We start from the raw sequence: 17,217 nt of genomic DNA on the forward strand, positions 1-17,217 counted from the left end.
GTAAAAATACTCTGAATATAGTTGATTTTAAATTTTTACATCAATATAATAAGAACATCTTAAATAAGAGATTAGAAAACGAGGGTGGAAATGATGAGTTTCAAGAAATTGGTAAAAGGTGGCCTTGCGGCACTCATGGCTCTATCACTAGCGGCTTGTGAAGCATCCGAAGGATCTTCTGGTAAATCTACATCAACAGAAACAACTTCTGATTATGTTGCGGCTGGAGATTTGAAGTCATATACGATTGGTACATTAGGACCAACAACAGGTGACTATGCAGTATATGGTCTGGCAGTAACAAATGCGGTTAAACTTGCGGTTGAAGATTACAACGCTGCGAAAGGTACAAACATTAAGGTGGATGTACAGGATTCTCAAGGTGATCAGACACAGGCGTTAAATATCTATAACAAGTTTGTTTCTGATACAAAGGTTGCAGGTATTATTGGTGGTACTGTTTCAGGTGAATCTTATGCGATTGCAGTACAGAGTAAGGATACTGGTGTTCCTATCATTACACCTAGTGGTACTGCTGCTAATATTACGGATGAAGGTGGACCAAATGTATTCCGTGCATGTTATACAGACCCACAGCAAGCAAAGCAGGTAGCTGACTTTACATATGAGACATTAGGTTTAAAGAAGGCTGCTATGATTTATAACAGTGATGATGATTACTCAACTGGTGTAGCGGAAGCTTTCAAGGCTGAATTCGAAAGTAAAGGTGGAAAGGTTGTTCTTTCTGAAGCGTTCTCTACTTCTGATCAGGACTTCAGTTCTCAGTTAACAAAGATTGCGGCTGAAGATGTTGATGTATTATTTGTTCCAAACTACTATGAAAAGGATGTACAGATTGCAAAGCAGGCAAGAAATCTTGGCATTAAGGCACAGATTGTTGGTGCTGATGGTTGGGATGGAGCTACTAGTGTAGCTGGTAACGATGCTTCCGCAATTGAAGGTGTCATCTTCATTAACCAATACTCACCAGATATGGAGAGTGTTCAGGATATCATGAAGAAGTACAAGGAGAAGTTCGGTACAGATATTAACTCATTTGGTATCAATGCATATGACTCAACAATGTTGTTGTTACAGACGATCGAAAAGGTTGGTTCTCTTAAAGCTAGCGATATTGTAAAGGGCATTGCATCTACAGACTACAAGGGAATCTTGGGAAGTATCTCCTTTGATAGTAATGGTGACCCAATCAAGGAACCAGTATTCGTTCAAATTAAGAACGGTCAATATACAACTTATAAGAAGTAGTACTTTGAGATAGGGAGGCAATACTCCCTATTTCGTTATTTGTGGTAAGGAGGGACATGCATGAATCAGTTTTTTATGCAATTTATCAATGGATTAAACATCGGCTCAATTTATGCACTGATTGCGCTAGGCTATACGATGGTATATGGTATTGCAAAGTTAATTAACTTTGCGCATGGTGACGTCATCATGGTCGGTGCGTATATTAGTTTTATCAGTATGAAGTTTGGGTTACCGTGGTGGCTTGCGGTCATTATCTCTATCGTCGCATGTGCTGTTTTAGGCGTTGTAATGGAGAAAGTTGCGTATAAACCTTTACGTAACGCAAGTCGTATTTCATTATTGATTACTGCGATTGGTATTAGTTACCTCCTACAGAATTTGTTCCAATTGATCTTTGGCGCAAACCCACAACCATATCATGCGTTTATTACTTTACCAGCGTTAAATCTTGGTGGTATTTCAATTCAGGCAAACTATTATATTACATTTAGTGTATCTGTACTGCTGATGATCTTATTGACGTTATTTGTAAATAAGACAACGATGGGTAAGGCGATGCGTGCTGTATCAGAGGATGAAGGCGCTGCCAAGTTAATGGGAATTAACGTTGATACTACAATTAGCTTAACGTTTGCGATTGGCTGTGCTCTTGCGGCAATTGCGGGTATTCTTTATGCAAATTGTTATCCAATGATTAATCCAACCCTAGGTTCTTTACCTGGTATTAAGGCATTTATTGCGGCGGTACTTGGTGGAATCGGTTCAATCCCTGGTGCGGTACTTGGTGCGTTTATCCTTGGAATGGTGGAAGCTATGACCAAGGCATATATTTCCTCTCAGTTAACAGATACGATTGTATTTGCGATTTTGATTTTGATGTTGGTATTTAAACCGGCAGGTATTCTAGGAAAGAATGTAAAGGAGAAGGTGTAAGTGATGAAAAAACTCAATTTAAAAAACAGACTCCTACTCGAATTTGGCATTACTGCACTAGGATATATCTTGCTCGTTGTGTTAATGCGTATTGGTGTATTAAAGAGTTATTGGCAAGGTATCTTGATTACAATCTGTATCAATGTAATCTTGACGGTATCTTTAAATATGACAGCAGGTTTCCTTGGTGAACTTGCACTAGGTCATGCGGCTTTTATGGCAGCGGGAGCTTACGCTTCTGCGGTATTCACAAAGTCGATGCGTTTATTACCTATTATTGAATTTCCGATTGCGATTCTCATTGGTGGTATCGTTGCAATGATTTTAGGTCTACTTGTTTGTTTGCCAACCCTACGTTTACGTGGAGACTATCTCGCAATCATTACATTAGCCTTTGGTGAAATTGTGCGTAATGTATTGATCAACTTAAAAGTGTTGGGTGGTGCTGGTGGTTATTCCGCAATCGCAAAGAATACTACATTTACATGGGCATTCGCTTTAGCTGCGATTACGGTGTTCTTGTCGTTATCGCTAATTCATTCTCGACATGGTCGTTCGATTATTGCGATTCGTGAGGATGAGATTGCGGCTGAATCTTCTGGTATCAATACCCAGAAGTATAAAATTATTACGTTCCTATACTCTGCATTCTTTGCGGGTGTAGGTGGTGCTTTATACGCTCATTACATGGGCTTCTTACAACCGAGCGTATTTACATTAGATAAGTCGATTGAGATTTTGGTAATGGTTGTATTAGGTGGTATGGGTAGTATCTTTGGCTCTATCGTTTCCGCAAGTGTATTAACATTACTACCAGAAGTATTACGTAGTGTAAGTGACTATCGTATGCTTGTATATTCTATTGTGTTAATTCTGATGATGTTAGTGAAACACGCTCCACAAATGCAGGCGTTTTTCCATCGTTTCAAAAGGAATAAGGAGGTTCATTCATGAGTGAGAAGAAATATATTCTAGAAGTTGATGAACTCGGTATTAACTTTGGTGGTTTACGTGCTGTAAATGACTTCTCCATGAAGATTGAAGAAGGTCAGCTATATGGTTTAATTGGTCCAAATGGTGCTGGTAAAACAACTGTATTTAATATGTTAACGGGTGTATATACACCAACGGATGGTACGGTAAAGCTCGAAGGTAAGAAGATTAATGGGATGAAGCCATATGCGATTACTCGTTTAGGAATTGCACGCACATTCCAGAATATTCGTTTGTTTAAAGATATGACAGTGAAAGAAAATGTCTTAGCTGCTTTGGATACACAAGCAAGTTATGGATTATTCTCGGGTATGTTTAAACTACCGAATTCCTTAAAACAGGAAAAAGATATGGATCAAGAAGCTATATCTTTATTAGAAGTATTCCATCTGGAAAAGGATGCGGATAAACTTGCAAAGAATCTACCATATGGTAAACAGCGTGAGTTAGAAATCATTCGTGCCTTAGGTGCACATCCAAAACTATTGTTGTTGGATGAACCTGCAGCAGGCATGAATCCTCAGGAAACAAAGAACCTCATGGAAACAATTCGTCTGGTACGTGATCGTTTCAATATCGCTATCTTATTAATTGAACATGATATGAAGCTTGTCATGGGTATCTGTGAAAAGATTTCGGTATTGAATTATGGTATGTTGTTGGCAGAGGGGACACCAGAGGAAATTCGTACAAACCCAGATGTTGTAAAAGCATACTTAGGAGAGTGATGATATGCTGAAAGTAGAAAATTTAGTTGTACGTTACGGAATGATTGAAGCTATCAAAGGTATCTCCTTTGAAGTTCATGATGGTGAAATTGTTACGCTAATCGGTGCCAACGGTGCTGGTAAGACAACGACCATGCATACGATCTCAGGTTTATTAAAACCTGCAGAGGGTTCTATTTTGTTGGATGGAGTTGATATTACAAAGATTCCTGCCCATAAGATTGTTACAATGGGGCTTGCACAGATTCCTGAACGTAGAAGAGTATTCGCTTCCCAAACAGTTGAAGAAAATCTTGATCTTGGTGCCTTTACAAGAAAAGATAAGGAAGGGATTGCACAAGACTTAGAGCGTGTCTATACGTTATTTCCACGTTTAAAAGAACGTAAGAAACAATTAGCTGGTACCTTATCTGGTGGTGAACAGCAGATGCTTGCAATGGGTAGAGCGTTAATGGCTAAACCAAAGATTCTATTATTGGATGAGCCATCCATGGGTTTATCTCCATTACTTGTAAAAGAAATCTTTAGAATTATTGAAGAAATTAACAAACAAGGTACTACAATATTACTAGTAGAACAGAATGCAAAGATGGCACTTGCGATAGCTGATCGTGCATATGTACTAGAAACAGGTAAAATAACATTAGAGGGTAGTGGCCAAGAGTTGGCAGCTAGCGAGCAAGTTCAGAAAGTTTATCTAGGAGGATAAAACAATGTACGTTAAAGATCATATGACGGCAAATCCCATTACAATTACTGCGGATACACCGTTATCCAAAGCACTAGAAATTATGGGTAAAAATCACTTCCACCGTTTACCAGTTGTGGATGCGAATCATAAACTGATTGGTTTGATCACAGAAGGACTAGTAAATGACACATCTGGAAAGAACGCAACTTCCTTATCCATCTATGAATTGAATTACCTGTTATCTCGTACACAGGCAAAGGACATCATGATTCGTGATGTGCATACAGTTTCTCCGATGGTCTTCTTAGAAGAAGCTGCGCAAGTGATGTTAGAAAATACGGTCAATGTATTACCGGTCGTGGATGAAGAGAATTACGTGATTGGTATTATTACAGAAAAGGATATCTTCTTAACATTTGTTGACTTAATGGGCTTAAAACGTCAAGGCACAAGATTTGTCATGTTGATTGATGATAAACCTGGTGTATTTGCACAGGTAACGAAGTTATTTGCACAAGAAAATGCAAATGTAGAAAACATCGCTGTATATCATACAGACCGTGGCTCAGAGGTTGTTGTTAAGGCAACAGGTGAGGTTGCGGTAGATAAGATGACAAAGATTCTACAGGAAGCTGGATTCAATATTACCAATGTTGTCCAAACAACAACAGAAGATAAGACTGTTGTTTGGTTGAAGTAGATGAAATGGGGTTCTGCAAGCGCAGAACCTTTTATGATAGAATAAAGAATACGGAGGACGTATGGATATTCAGAATTTGATTTTATATGTATTTGATGTAGTGATGTTAGTTGCGTTTGCGAGAATGTTGATGGTTTCAAATACCGTAAAGATAGAGACTAAGGTTGGTAATAAGATGAAGTGGATGATTCCTGTCTTATTTCTTGCGATTGCGATGATTGGCTTTATACGTTATGAGGGTATATTCCGTATCGTACAATTCATCGTTCCAATTATTTTGGGAGTGATGTACTATTTTATGAAATCTGGATTATCAGATGAGGGCATTGTAATGATGGGCTCACTGATTAAATTCCATAAGGCAGGGCAGGTAATGCTTTCACGTTCAGATAATAGTATTTATTTTGTGAGAAATAAGATTCAAACTGCACTTTTCTTTGAGGAAGACCAGTTTGATGAAGTTAGAAACTTCTTGAAGGAACATAGTGTTAAGTCGGATTATTTAAAGAAAATATAGTTGCGTGTTTTTTAAAATATGTTATTGTTTTAAATTGTATTTCATTACAGGGGGAACATGGTTAGAAAAATCAAGCGACTAAGAAAGCCTGCGATTATACTATTAATCTTGGTGATTATTGCAATCATTGGGTGGTTAGTATACCGTGCTTTTGGGCCAGTGGTTCAAGAGGTATGGCAGATATTACAGTCTGGAAATCAGTCAGATCTAGCAGAATATATCCAAGGACAGGGTCATTATGGTGCCTATATTGCACTATTTATGATTAGTGTGCTCCAGGTAGTCAGTGTTATTTTACCGGGTGTCATTATCCAGTTTGCGGGTGCCTTCCTATTTGGTTGGTGGAGAGCTTTCCTACTATGCTGGCTTGGTTTTACTGCTGGTAATGTCTTGGTGTTTGCGATATTGCGTGGTGTGGGTAAGTCTATCCGCATTGCGATGAATAATAAAACACCAAAAGAAAACTGGTTAATGAAGAAAATCAATGAGGGAAAACCAATCTTTGTTGTGGCGGTATCATGTATGTTACCGGGGATACCAAATGGTATCATCCCTTATGTAGCAGCGCATACTAAAATAAGTTTAAAAGATTTCTCTCTAGCGATATTGTGTTCTAGTTGGATACAGATTTTATTAAGCTGTACTTCTGGTCACTTTTTAGCAGAAGGAAACTATGTCGTATCTGCACTTGCAGTGGCGATTCAAGTAGTTTCTGTTGTGGTTATCTTATTTAACAAAGATAAGATTTTAGAGAAATTATAAGGAATATAGAAATGATATCTGTATATTTTATGGGGTGATAAAATGTATCGGATATGGATTGGAATATTCGGCTTCCATTTAGGAAGCTTTTTATTATGTATGTGTCATGGGTATCTTCGAAAACGGTATACTTTACGAAGCCAGTGTGATGCATGTCATCATGTACTACATTGGTATGACTTAATACCTATACTAAGTTATGTATGGTTAAAGGGAAGATGTCATTATTGTGGTAAAAAACTTTCGAAAGAATATATTCTTGCGGAGATATTAACAGGGTTTTTATGTATGTGCATTGTTTGGAATATTGATGTTTTCAAGTGGGATGTACTCATAAGGATTCTTTTGTTCGCTATGCTTTGGTGTGTATGTTATATCGACTCTCTCATCATGGAGATACCTGATGAGATACACATCGGTATCATCATGTTATTTATCATACATGCATGTATGATAAATAACATAAGTCTACAACCATGGATACGAATGTTAGTTATATTTGTTGGTGGATGTATTATTTCGATTCTCTGTCAGAAGTTGTTCGACAAGGAATGCATTGGTGGTGGAGATTTAAAACTTTTATCTTGTATGAGTTTATTTCTTCCATTTCGAAGGATATGGATGATGTTATCCATTGCATGTTTCCTTGCGATTTTGTGGATGGATATTTGTAAGAAGAAGTGTATTGCGTTTGGACCGTTTCTTTCCATATCTTTTCTATTGGTTTTTTGTGGTTATTTTGATAGCCTCAGATGGGGATTGTGATAAACTTGTTCTATTGGAGGGAGTCGATGAAAAAGTATCTATTGATTTTAGTAATGTTAATATCGATGGTTGGTTATGTAGTAGGACTATATGGCTTCTTTCATAATCTGAATTTTATATTTCAGAAGATTACAATATCTCCATGGATGATTATCCAGGGTCTATTTCCGCTTCTTTGGGGAATCCTTGCGATCCTAACGTTTGCCATGGCGGAATATATGTATCGAAAAACTTGTCGAAATGAGGTTTATTTCCGACTCAAAGTCTCGCCATGGACAAAAAATCTATTCTTTTTTGGAATTGTTGGTGTATTAATTGCACGTCTAATAGGGATGACATACGTTGTTGTAAGTCAATCGGGAACAAATGCGAATAGAGAATTAACGCAGATCTATTTAACCACGATTGCTTTAGGAATTGCGGTGGTTATCTTTGCACAACAGCAGTACACAAAGATGAAACACCAAAAGGAATTAAAACAATTTGAGAAGAAAGCGATCCTGAATGGTGAAAGACGCTATACGATGATGGTTGTCGAAAGTGACCAAGATACAATCTGTACTGGTTTTGTCTATGGTGAAATGAAAGTAAATGATGCGATATGTCTTCACTGTAGTGATAAGGGAGATGTCGACGCAACAATTGTGGAGATACTCTGTGATAATAAGCAAGTATCTTCCGCAAAAAATCGTGTGGTAACAATCAAACTCAATCATTCCTGTAAAGATTTCTTATTGAAGTATAGTGTTATCAGCAGTATTCAAGCTAGTGCTGATCCAAGTATTATAGAGAATCCAGGTTTAAGTGGAATTTTACGTGAGTATGCAAAGTTCTTTATGAATCAAGAGTATATTGGCACACTTGTATATGAAATCTGTATGAGCGAGTATTATCTCATTAAATATACAAATGAAAACATCGATGATGAACGATTCATGTCAGTTCGTCTAAATGTTGATCCAGATAAAGCGGTATTGGTATTATTTACAGATTGGAATGCATTATTGCGATATAGTAACATATATGAAGAGGATGAAATCCAAATGGAAGTGCGTAATATCAAGGAGTGTTTTCACTTAATTCCCACGAAATATGACTCTATTGTAATCAATCCATTTGGACCAAAGTCATTCATTATTACCAAAGACTTTATGCGTCATATTCAAGAAGTTCCAGGGTATGACGAATTATTTAAAAAATAGGAGGATCTTATGAGTGCAAGTAAAGCGATGTATCAAAAGTTAGCGAAATTAGCAGTTGTACGTGGTGTAAATGTACAGCCCAATCAACCACTAGTGATTACCGCATCCGTTCGTGACTATGAGTTTGTACGCATGGTTGCGAAAGAAGCATATGCCGTAGGTGCTAGAGAAGTCATTATGAGTTGGACGGATACGGAATTAGCAAAACTAAATTATACATATCAAAGTGAAGAGACATTAACCGATATTCCAGATTGGAAATATGACATGGTAAAGCGTGAACATGATTTAGGCGCATGTTATTTACGCATTCATTCTGATATGCCTGGTGCTTTAAAAGATGTAGATCAATCTAAGGTTCGTACATACCAGATGGCTTATAGTAAGAAGATGAAGGACTTACGTAAGTATACAATGAATAACGAAGGACAATGGTGTGTAATAGGAATTCCTTCTGTGGAATGGGCAAAGGTTGTATTTCCTCATCTTTCTGAGGAAGAAGCGTTTGAGAGGTTAGAAGACGCAATCTTTATGACAAGCCGTGTTACGGAAGATAGTGATCCACTTGAGAACTGGCGCATTCATGATGCGGAACTTGTAGAACATGCACGCAAGTTAACAGAATTAAATTTCAAGCAGTTGCATTTTATAAGTGAACTAGGAACAGACTTAACAGTAGAACTTGTGGATAACCATATATGGATTGGTGGTGGGGATAAGACGCCAAAGGGAGTTTACTTCGACCCAAATATTCCAACCGAAGAATGTTTTACAATGCCTAAGAAAACAGGTGTAAATGGTATCGTGTACGCATCAAAGCCTTTAAGTTACAGTGGTAAGGTGATTGATGGCTTCTGGTTCCGTTTTGAAAATGGTAGGGTTGTTGACTTTGGCGCAAAACAAGAAGAGGAAACACTCAAGAATTTATTGGACTTTGATGAGGGTTCTAGATACTTAGGCGAGGTTGCCTTAGTTCCATATGATTCCCCAATCTCAAATTCAAATATCCTATTCTTCAATACTTTGTTTGATGAAAACGCTGCGTGTCATTTAGCGCTAGGTATGCCATATCCTGAAAACGTAAAGGGTGGTGCGGATATGAGCGAGGAAGAACTCAAAGCTGCAGGCGCAAATGAATCATCTCAACATGAAGACTTTATGTTTGGTACAAAAGAAATGAATATTGATGGTATCCAACAAGACGGTACGGTTGTGCCAGTATTTAGAAATGGAAATTTTGTAATCTAAATAGAGAAGCCACCAATTACGGTGGTTTTCGTCTATAATAAATAAGTAACTTTATATAAGGAGAGTTTATGGTAGATATCAATGAAAAATTATTAGATTTTCTACACAAGAGTCCGACTTGTTTTCATGCAATCGATGAGATAAAGAAGGTATTAGTAAAACAAGGATATCGTGAATTATCAGAGGCAGATTCTTGGAATCTTGAGATAGATGGTAGATACTTTACGGTGAGAAACCAATCCAGTATCATTGCATTCCGTATTCCTACAACAGACTATAAGGGATATATGATTGGGGCAGCACACAGCGATTCCCCAACTTTCAAAGTGAAAGAAAATCCAGAGATTGTTGGTAACGGGGTAGTGAAGCTAAACGTTGAAAAATATGGCGGTATGTTATGTGCGCCATGGTTTGATCGCCCATTATCTGTAGCGGGTAGAGTTATCGTAAAGGAGAATGGAAAACTTGTTACAAAGCTTGTACGTGTGGATAAAGACTTATTAGTTATTCCTAATCTTGCGATTCATATGAATCGTGAAGCGAATACAAATGCGACTTATAACGCACAGGTAGATATGTTGCCAGTATTTGGTACTGAAGATGCCAAGGGTAAGTTTATGGAAGTCGTGGCTGAATCAATCGGCGTAAAGGTGGAAGATATTCTCAGTCATGACCTATATCTCTATACACGTGAAAAGGGTACTGTTTGGGGCTATCAGAATGAATTTGTATCTGCAGGTCATCTAGATGATTTACAGTGTGCATTTGGGTGCCTCTATGGCTTTTTAGGCGCAAACGATAGTGAAAGTGTTCCTGTTGTGGCAATCTTTGACAATGAAGAAGTTGGTTCAGGCACAAAACAAGGTGCAGATTCCACTTTCTTAGAAGATACATTGGAAAGAATTGCGTTATCCTGTGGTAAGACTCCAGAAGAGGCTAAACGCGCAATCGCATCTAGCTTTATGGTATCTGCGGATAATGCACATGCGGTACATCCAAACCATGTGGAAAAAGCAGACCCTATCAACAGACCACAGATGAATAAGGGTATTGTCATCAAGTATAATGCAAATCAGAAGTACACAACAGATGCGGTATCTGCGGCAGTATTTAAAGAAGTATGTGCAGCTGTGAATGTTCCTGTACAGACATTCACAAATCGCTCTGATATGGCAGGTGGTTCAACGTTGGGTAATATTTCGAATGCCCATGTATCGTTGAATACAGTAGATATTGGACTTGCACAACTTGCGATGCATTCATCTTATGAAACAGCAGGCGCAAAAGATACAGAGTATCTTGTAGAGGCGATGTCACATTTCTTCTCCCTCACTTTAGAAGATGAAGGAGAAGGTGTATTCTCACTTCGTTAATTAGAATTACGATGAACAAGTCTTCGGTAGTGGGGCTTGTTTTTTGTTATGGATTGCATGAAAAGTTATTTATACATACAATATTTAAATAGAGGTGGATTTGATGGATGATTTTTTATTAGAAAAATGCAATACATTCCTGGATAATCGAAGGGCGTTACGCCGTAAATATTTCCTGTATAGCCCAGAAGGAATTGCGGATATTGCATTTATCTACATGTCTAACGAAAGAGAAATAAATTTTGAAATGTTGGAACACTGTGAAGGTGTCATCCAGAGTTCATTTCCGTTTAGCTCATTTCAATACCGTTTTTTAACGAAGGTATATGCGGCGATGATGGATGTGTCCAATATAGAACCAGATATCGTAGTCAATCGTGTGATGAGTTTTGAAGAACTTTTTAACCGTACATTTAAGGATACGATAGGGCTTGGAGTACTATGTTTTAGTGCTGCGGAAAGACCACAGGTAGAGTATCAAACCATCTACTATAGGGCACTTGCAATCTATAACCAAATGAAGGATTTACAACGCTCCTTAACAAATGATCTGGACGTGGTGTATGCAGGAATTCTGGCGATGTCTTCAAATGTTAAGGAAGATGTTGTGGATGAGCTAGTTATTATGGATGATCTGCTTGTAAATGAATATAGACTACCTAGGGATTTTTCTAGAAGACTTTCCTATGCCCTCGCCTTCTGTGACGGTACTGCAACGCAGAAGGTTCAGAATGCGATGGAATTCATTGAATCTTGTACAAGTAAATGGAATCGTCGCATAGGGTATATTTACTATGTCCTTCATGCAGTAGTCGCAAATCTTTCTATTCCGCTTGATACAATTCAAAAAGATTATGATGACGTGATAGAGTATTTAAAAAAGAGTAGACAGTATGGTTGGTTTTCTAAACCGGAAAGATCCTTACATGCATGTATGATTTTATTAAGTTACTACGTTGGAAATAATACATCTATTTATACACTGACAAATGCAATCCTTTATACGATTGCATTAATGAAAGCACTTGCCCAACGTAGTTCACGATAAACAAGCTCTATAGAGGGCTTGTTTTTATGACTTTGATTGAGGGAAAGTCATATTCTGCTTATAATATTAGTTAAAAGGGGTAAATGAAATGAATGAGCTATTATTAGAAAAATGTACAAAATTTGTAGATGATAAAAGTGAACTAAGTCGTAATATCTTCTCGTTAGAGCAGGAAAATGTGGCAATCGCCTATATATATTCTCACTTTGAAAAAGATATCAACTATGAGGCTATCAAAATTTGCGAACGAGTTATTAGTAAGTCATTCTCATTTACATCGCCTTATCGTGTTTACATGCCAAAAATATATGCTGCGATGATTGCGGCGACTGATATCGAGCCAGATGAATTTATTTCTCATGCCAAGGCATTTGAGGAACAATTTAACCGCAGTTTTTCAGATAATAGTGGTCTTGGTTTATTATCATTTACTGCGGCGAGTTTACCGGGGCTTGATTATAAGAGCATTTATTATAAGGCTCTTTCCATTTATAATCAGATGAAAGATTTACATCGCTTTTTGACGAATGATACAGATGTGGTTTATGCAGGACTCCTAGCACTTTCACCAAATCTAAAGGATGATGTGGTTGATGAGCTAGTTATCATGGATGATTTGTTAATTCATGAATATCGACTTGATAATGACTATGCAAGATTATTATCTTATATCCTAGCTTTGTGTGAAGGTACAGCGACCACAAAAGTAAGACGAACAATGGAATTTATTCAATCGTCTAGTAGTAGCTTTGATCGCGCAGTAAACTATTACTATTTTGTATTGCATGCGATTTTAGCGAATCTAGGCGTTTCACTTGATTGTATTCAGGAAGACTATAAAGAAGTTATGACGTTTTTAAAATACCAAAAGGGATATGGTATCTTCTCTGAAAATGCCAAAGAGCTACATGCATGTATTCTGTTGTTAGAGTACTACGCACCAAATTCAATTACGAATTACACTTGGATTATTGCAATTCTATTTAGAATTGCACAGAATCAAACGTTACACGGCTAAGAAAGAAGTGGTCAATATGAAAATTGCACATTTATCAGATCTTCATTTAGGAAAAAGACTCAAGGAATATTCGTTAATCGAAGATCAAAAGTACATTTTGCGACAAATCATTGACATTCTAAAACAAGAAAAAGTGACTACAGTATTACTGGCTGGTGATATCTATGATACTGGTAACCCTAGTTCAGAAGCAGTCGCTCTTTTAAGTATGTTTTTGTTGGAGTTAAAGAACTTAGATATCCATGTGATGATGATTGCTGGAAACCACGATAATGGTACAAGACTTTCGTATGGGGCTGAGATATTTGCGGACTCTAATATTCATATTACTGGAAAATATACAGGTAAGCTTGCATGCACTACCATCGAAGATGAATATGGACCAATTCATTTCTTCAGTCTTCCATATATACGTCCAATCTACGTAAATCAATATTTGGATGAGACTGAGGCTGTAGAAGGATATACGGCAGCAGTAAAACATGCATTACAAACAGTTGAGTTAAATCAACAGGAACGTAATGTAATCTTATCCCATCAATTTATTACAGGTACTGTAACCGATGAACAAGGTTCAGAGGTAAGCGTTGGTGGTACAGATAATGTGGATGGAAATGTGTTCCGTGATTTTGATTATGTTGCGTTAGGGCATATCCATCATCCACAGACAATCTTGCGAGATACAATGCGATATTGTGGTACACCTCTGAAATATTCGATTGGTGAAGCAAATACAACAAAGTCAGTCACCATCATCGATATGAAAGAGAAGGGGAATACAACCGTTTACACGGTTGATTTAAAACCTCTACATGATGTGGTTGTCATCAAAGATACCTTTGCAAATATTCTGCAAAGAAAGAATGTAAAGAATGATGACTACGTATACTTCCAACTGCAAGATGAGCGCATGGTATTTGATGCGATGAATACACTGCGTTTACGTTATCCGAATATTCTTGGAATTTCATATCCAAATTCAGCATATGAACAAAGTGAACAAGGTATTAGCTATACAAAACAAAAGAACCAAACACCACAAGAAATCTTTGGTGATTTCTTTGCGCAATATACAGGCCATGGGCTCGATGATACACAAGAGAAGATATTAGATGAACTTGTGACAAAAATCTGGAAAGAGGGGGATGAAGAATGAGACCAATTAAGTTAGTGCTCTCTGCCTTTGGACCATATGCCTCCAAGATTGAGCTTGATCTTTCGAAGTTGGGTGAAAATGGGGTTTATCTGATTACTGGGGATACTGGTGCAGGTAAGACAACCATTTTTGATGCGATTACATTCGCTTTATTTGGCAAGCCAAGTGGGGATATTCGCGATGTAAAGACCTTACGCAGTGAATACGCAAAAGAAGAGATTGAAACCTACGTCGAATTAGATTTTGTCTATCATGACGAGGAATATCATATCTATCGACGCCCTGAATATACTTATACGCATGTCCAAAAAAATGGTGAAGTAAAACAGCGTAGTAAGGCAACAGACGCATATCTCATTTTGCCAAATGGGGAACGCATTGTAAAACCAACAGAAGTTACCAAACAGGTTGAACAATTACTCGGTATGAAGAGAGATCAATTCCGCCAGATTGCGATGATAGCGCAAGGAAGTTTCCTTGAAATTTTAAATGCGGACACAAAAGAACGCGGGAAGTTATTTGAAAAAGTGTTTATGACAAGTAAGTACTCTGTTTTGATGGACCGTTTAAATCAGATGGCAAAGGAAAGTTACCTCGCACTGAATGACGCAAAATTACGTTTACAGCAGATTATCAGTGATGTGCGTGTGCCAGAGATTTTACAAGAACAATATGCGCAAACTTTAGAAACATTTGCGATGGATGATATTCAGCCAGTATATGATTTATTGGATGAAATTATCGCTAGTTCTAAAGAAAGTACAGAAAAACTACAGAGGCAAAAAGCACAAGTTCAAAACCAACTTCAGAAATCACGTAAAGAAGAAACAGAGAAAACAAAACAGCTACAAGATCTTCTATCACTTGAAAAACTATTGAAAGAAAAGCCAGCAAAGGAAGAGAAGGCTAATCTTTACGCAGAAAGAGTAAAGAATGATGGGGAAAAGTATCATATTCAAATCGATGCGTTAAAGAAAGAACAAGCACAAATTGAACATGAGTTACCTGAATATGAGAGCTTAACAAAGCTCAGTACAAAACTTGCGGAGATTAGAAAACAAATTTCTATTATTTCAAAAGATTTAGCAACCAAAACAAACTTTAAGAAGCAGTTGGATGAAGATATCGCTTTAAAGCAGAAGGAAGCACACACATTAACCGATAGTGAATTATCTTTGAATAAAGTTATTTTAAAAGAAGAAGAGATAGAAAAGAAAATTTCTGCTTTTCATCATGCAAGCATGATTCAAAGTAATTATCAAAATGCGGTTAATACTTTGAAGGAGAAAACCCAGTTACTCCAAGAAAGTACAGATAGAAAAGTAATACTTCAAAAGCAATATGATGATGCACAAATATCCTATTTCGCAAATCAGGCAGGATTGCTAGCATTAAGACTGACGAAGGGTGAACCATGTCCTGTATGTGGATCTTTAGAACATCCTCGTCCTGCCAGCCATAGTAATAAGCTTGTTACGGAAGAAGAATTTAACCAATATAAAAAGAAAGTGGATCAAGCAGAAAAAGAATATCAGATAACTAGTAAAGCATGTGCTGATGCTAGTTTAAAGATGAATGCTTTACAGAATGAGCTGGAACTAGTATTAAAGTCTGTTACAGAAGAAACAGTTTCATTTGAAGATGTACAACTGTTTATCGATGAACATACAGTACAGCTAAAGAAAGAGGAAAAAGAAATTTCAACTCGTATCAAGCAACTTCAACAGCAGTCAAAACACTATCAAGAATTGCAGAAGATAATTCCACAACTACAGCAAAAATTAACTGCTATATCTGAAGAAGTGAGTCAAAATCAAATTGCACAAACAAAGCTATCGGTGGAATATGAGCAGTTACAAAAACAAGTACAGGAAATTACTGCAAAGTTAAAGTATACTTCTGAAACAGAAGCGAAGAATCGCATATCAATGATTACAAAGCAAATCTTAGAATACCAACAACAAATCAATCGACTTGAGAATGAAAGTAAACTGGCAATGGATGAGTTAGTTTATGTAAGTGCACAGATTGATATGTTAAAGGGGAAGGTGTCATCATCTATTGATGAGATTCCAAATCAACAGAAACAACTTAAGATTCTTCAAACAGAAATTGAAAACCTACAAGTACAACAAGAAGAGATACTGAAGTGTATTCATAATACAGAAATGTATGAGAGTGATGCGCAAGATACAAAGAAGAAAATTGTGTCTGAAAGTGATGCATATCAAATAAAGCTTTCTCGTTATAGTAGTTTGAAAGAACTGGCTGATGTTGCGATGGGGAATGGTCGCTCTAGTAAAGAGAAGATTACATTACAAGAATATGTTCAGATTGCCTACCTCGATCGTATGATTCATAAGGCAAATGAGCGTTATTTATCGATGTCTAATCAACAATATCAACTTGTACGTAGTGCAGGTACGAAAGATAAGAGAAGTCATGAAGCATTAGATTTAGACGTAATCGACTTCAGCAATGGCTCAATCCGTCCGGTAAGTTCTTTATCTGGTGGAGAGTCCTTTATCGCATCACTTGCCTTAGCGTTAGGAATGTCGGATGAAATACAATCCCAAGCTGGTGGTATTCAAATTGATACGATGTTTATTGATGAAGGCTTTGGCACATTAGACCAAGATTCACTCAATAACGCAATACAGACACTAACAAATTTGTCTGGAGAAAATCGACTAGTAGGTATTATTTCACACGTCAAAGAGTTAAAGGAGCGTATCCATAAAGGTATTATCGTAACTAAAGATTTACATGGAAGTCATGGCTCTATTGCGAAAGTAATCAAGGAGGAATAAA

At 37.2% G+C, this 17,217-nt stretch carries 16 protein-coding genes; all 16 read left to right on the top strand.

The window, feature by feature from the left end; all coding sequences use genetic code 11:
• Positions 1-90 precede the first annotated feature (90 nt).
• The 16 genes from RWM19_RS06430 to RWM19_RS06505 all read left to right on the top strand — a co-directional run bounded on the left by RWM19_RS06430 (position 91) and on the right by RWM19_RS06505 (position 17,216).
• Positions 91-1,269: an ABC transporter substrate-binding protein gene (locus RWM19_RS06430; RefSeq protein WP_313985062.1), complete on the top strand. Its 1,179-nt coding sequence runs from the start codon at positions 91-93 to the stop codon at positions 1,267-1,269.
• A gap of 60 nt (positions 1,270-1,329) precedes the next feature.
• Positions 1,330-2,205 carry a branched-chain amino acid ABC transporter permease gene (locus RWM19_RS06435; protein WP_294022504.1) on the top strand — a complete coding sequence of 292 codons (876 nt, stop codon included), beginning with the start codon at positions 1,330-1,332 and terminating at the stop codon, positions 2,203-2,205.
• 3 nt (positions 2,206-2,208) lie between these two features.
• Positions 2,209-3,159 (top strand): branched-chain amino acid ABC transporter permease, encoded by a 951-nt coding sequence (locus RWM19_RS06440; RefSeq protein WP_313985066.1) that lies wholly within the window; start codon positions 2,209-2,211, stop codon positions 3,157-3,159.
• The gene (locus RWM19_RS06445) at positions 3,156-3,926 is read left to right on the top strand and encodes an ABC transporter ATP-binding protein (RefSeq protein WP_313985069.1); all 771 of its coding nucleotides are present in this window, start codon (positions 3,156-3,158) and stop codon (positions 3,924-3,926) included. Before RWM19_RS06440 ends, RWM19_RS06445 begins: the two co-directional genes overlap by 4 nt.
• Before the next feature lie 4 nt (positions 3,927-3,930).
• Entirely contained in the window at positions 3,931-4,635 is a 705-nt protein-coding gene (locus RWM19_RS06450; RefSeq protein ID WP_313985072.1) for an ABC transporter ATP-binding protein, read from the top strand.
• 4 nt (positions 4,636-4,639) lie between these two features.
• Positions 4,640-5,317, top strand: a complete 678-nt coding sequence (locus RWM19_RS06455) for a CBS and ACT domain-containing protein (RefSeq protein ID WP_313985075.1) — start codon at positions 4,640-4,642, stop codon at positions 5,315-5,317.
• 61 nt (positions 5,318-5,378) lie between these two features.
• The gene (locus tag RWM19_RS06460) at positions 5,379-5,834 is read left to right on the top strand and encodes a hypothetical protein (protein WP_313985078.1); all 456 of its coding nucleotides are present in this window, start codon (positions 5,379-5,381) and stop codon (positions 5,832-5,834) included.
• A 57-nt stretch (positions 5,835-5,891) separates the two neighbouring features.
• Positions 5,892-6,596, top strand: a complete 705-nt coding sequence (locus RWM19_RS06465) for a VTT domain-containing protein (protein ID WP_313985081.1) — start codon at positions 5,892-5,894, stop codon at positions 6,594-6,596.
• A gap of 42 nt (positions 6,597-6,638) precedes the next feature.
• A complete protein-coding gene (locus RWM19_RS06470; protein ID WP_399553446.1) occupies positions 6,639-7,361 on the top strand; it encodes a prepilin peptidase in 723 nt (240 codons plus the stop codon).
• A gap of 26 nt (positions 7,362-7,387) precedes the next feature.
• A complete protein-coding gene (locus RWM19_RS06475) occupies positions 7,388-8,563 on the top strand; it encodes an SseB family protein (protein ID WP_313985084.1) in 1,176 nt (391 codons plus the stop codon).
• A gap of 9 nt (positions 8,564-8,572) precedes the next feature.
• Complete coding sequence (locus RWM19_RS06480; RefSeq protein WP_313985087.1) at positions 8,573-9,811, top strand: aminopeptidase; 1,239 nt, start codon at positions 8,573-8,575, stop codon at positions 9,809-9,811.
• Positions 9,812-9,879: 68 nt separating this feature from the next.
• Complete coding sequence (locus RWM19_RS06485; protein WP_313985090.1) at positions 9,880-11,184, top strand: M18 family aminopeptidase; 1,305 nt, start codon at positions 9,880-9,882, stop codon at positions 11,182-11,184.
• A gap of 103 nt (positions 11,185-11,287) precedes the next feature.
• Positions 11,288-12,232: a DUF4003 family protein gene (locus RWM19_RS06490; protein ID WP_313985093.1), complete on the top strand. Its 945-nt coding sequence runs from the start codon at positions 11,288-11,290 to the stop codon at positions 12,230-12,232.
• Positions 12,233-12,320: 88 nt separating this feature from the next.
• Complete coding sequence (locus RWM19_RS06495; RefSeq protein WP_313985096.1) at positions 12,321-13,250, top strand: DUF4003 family protein; 930 nt, start codon at positions 12,321-12,323, stop codon at positions 13,248-13,250.
• Between the two features lie 16 nt (positions 13,251-13,266).
• Positions 13,267-14,406, top strand: coding sequence for an exonuclease SbcCD subunit D (locus RWM19_RS06500; protein ID WP_313985099.1), 1,140 nt, complete (start codon positions 13,267-13,269; stop codon positions 14,404-14,406).
• Positions 14,403-17,216, top strand: coding sequence for an SMC family ATPase (locus RWM19_RS06505; RefSeq protein ID WP_313985102.1), 2,814 nt, complete (start codon positions 14,403-14,405; stop codon positions 17,214-17,216). The genes RWM19_RS06500 and RWM19_RS06505 overlap by 4 nt, the downstream gene beginning before the upstream one ends.
• The last annotated feature ends 1 nt before the right edge of the window (position 17,217 follow it).

It is taken from the genome of uncultured Solobacterium sp., from assembly GCF_963517755.1.
Classification (GTDB): Bacteria; Bacillota_I; Bacilli_A; order Erysipelotrichales; family Erysipelotrichaceae; genus Bulleidia.

What these genes read in the sequence shown, in the direction of transcription:
- RWM19_RS06430 (WP_313985062.1), top strand. Translation starts at nt 91, where the DNA reads ATGATGAGTTTCAAGAAATTGGTAAAAGGTGGCCTTGCGGCACTCATG.
- RWM19_RS06435 (WP_294022504.1), top strand. Translation starts at nt 1,330, where the DNA reads ATGAATCAGTTTTTTATGCAATTTATCAATGGATTAAACATCGGCTCA.
- RWM19_RS06440 (WP_313985066.1), top strand. Translation starts at nt 2,209, where the DNA reads ATGAAAAAACTCAATTTAAAAAACAGACTCCTACTCGAATTTGGCATT.
- RWM19_RS06445 (WP_313985069.1), top strand. Translation starts at nt 3,156, where the DNA reads ATGAGTGAGAAGAAATATATTCTAGAAGTTGATGAACTCGGTATTAAC.
- RWM19_RS06450 (WP_313985072.1), top strand. Translation starts at nt 3,931, where the DNA reads ATGCTGAAAGTAGAAAATTTAGTTGTACGTTACGGAATGATTGAAGCT.
- RWM19_RS06455 (WP_313985075.1), top strand. Translation starts at nt 4,640, where the DNA reads ATGTACGTTAAAGATCATATGACGGCAAATCCCATTACAATTACTGCG.
- RWM19_RS06460 (WP_313985078.1), top strand. Translation starts at nt 5,379, where the DNA reads ATGGATATTCAGAATTTGATTTTATATGTATTTGATGTAGTGATGTTA.
- RWM19_RS06465 (WP_313985081.1), top strand. Translation starts at nt 5,892, where the DNA reads ATGGTTAGAAAAATCAAGCGACTAAGAAAGCCTGCGATTATACTATTA.
- RWM19_RS06470 (WP_399553446.1), top strand. Translation starts at nt 6,639, where the DNA reads ATGTATCGGATATGGATTGGAATATTCGGCTTCCATTTAGGAAGCTTT.
- RWM19_RS06475 (WP_313985084.1), top strand. Translation starts at nt 7,388, where the DNA reads ATGAAAAAGTATCTATTGATTTTAGTAATGTTAATATCGATGGTTGGT.
- RWM19_RS06480 (WP_313985087.1), top strand. Translation starts at nt 8,573, where the DNA reads ATGAGTGCAAGTAAAGCGATGTATCAAAAGTTAGCGAAATTAGCAGTT.
- RWM19_RS06485 (WP_313985090.1), top strand. Translation starts at nt 9,880, where the DNA reads ATGGTAGATATCAATGAAAAATTATTAGATTTTCTACACAAGAGTCCG.
- RWM19_RS06490 (WP_313985093.1), top strand. Translation starts at nt 11,288, where the DNA reads ATGGATGATTTTTTATTAGAAAAATGCAATACATTCCTGGATAATCGA.
- RWM19_RS06495 (WP_313985096.1), top strand. Translation starts at nt 12,321, where the DNA reads ATGAATGAGCTATTATTAGAAAAATGTACAAAATTTGTAGATGATAAA.
- RWM19_RS06500 (WP_313985099.1), top strand. Translation starts at nt 13,267, where the DNA reads ATGAAAATTGCACATTTATCAGATCTTCATTTAGGAAAAAGACTCAAG.
- RWM19_RS06505 (WP_313985102.1), top strand. Translation starts at nt 14,403, where the DNA reads ATGAGACCAATTAAGTTAGTGCTCTCTGCCTTTGGACCATATGCCTCC.